General features: G+C 49.0%; 2 tRNA genes. Both read right to left on the reverse strand.

Annotation, left to right across the window (positions count from 1 at the left end):
- Positions 1–220 precede the first annotated feature (220 nt).
- Positions 221–296: transfer RNA gene (locus CYR52_RS22185), tRNA-Ala, on the reverse strand.
- 105 nt (positions 297–401) lie between these two features.
- Positions 402–478, reverse strand: a tRNA-Ile gene (locus CYR52_RS22190).
- Positions 479–580 lie beyond the last annotated feature (102 nt).

A 580-nucleotide genomic window follows, 5' to 3' on the forward strand; every position in this document is an offset into this window, starting at 1 on the left:
TACGCTTAGTCGCTTAACCTCACAACCCGAAGATGTTTCCATCCGCGAGCGTGATTATTTGAGAGACTCTATTACAGGCTTCGCATTACTCAGGACTTCTACGGAGAGTAATGGATGCTGTAATGTTTCAATTTTCAGCTTGTTCCAGATTGTTAAAGAGCAAATACTTCGCAGCATACTGTTGCCAATATACTCGGAAATATTGAGTGACTGCGGGGGATGGTGGAGCTAAGCGGGATCGAACCGCTGACCTCCTGCGTGCAAGGCAGGCGCTCTCCCAGCTGAGCTATAGCCCCATGCAGTCTTTGAATACCTTTTACCACGCTTTCACAGACACGCTGCAGCGTCACGACATTTACCAGGGCAAATGAGTGAGGCAGCAACACAGTATGGGAAAGAATTGGTAGGCCTGAGTGGACTTGAACCACCGACCTCACCCTTATCAGGGGTGCGCTCTAACCACCTGAGCTACAAGCCTATAAAGGTATTTCTGCTCGAATTTCATCAGACAATCTGTTGTGGGCACTGCACGGTCAAATATCTTGAGGTAAGGAGGTGATCCAACCGCAGGTTCCCCTAC

This window comes from Chimaeribacter arupi, from assembly GCF_002858805.1.
GTDB lineage: Bacteria > Pseudomonadota > Gammaproteobacteria > Enterobacterales > Enterobacteriaceae > Chimaeribacter > Chimaeribacter arupi.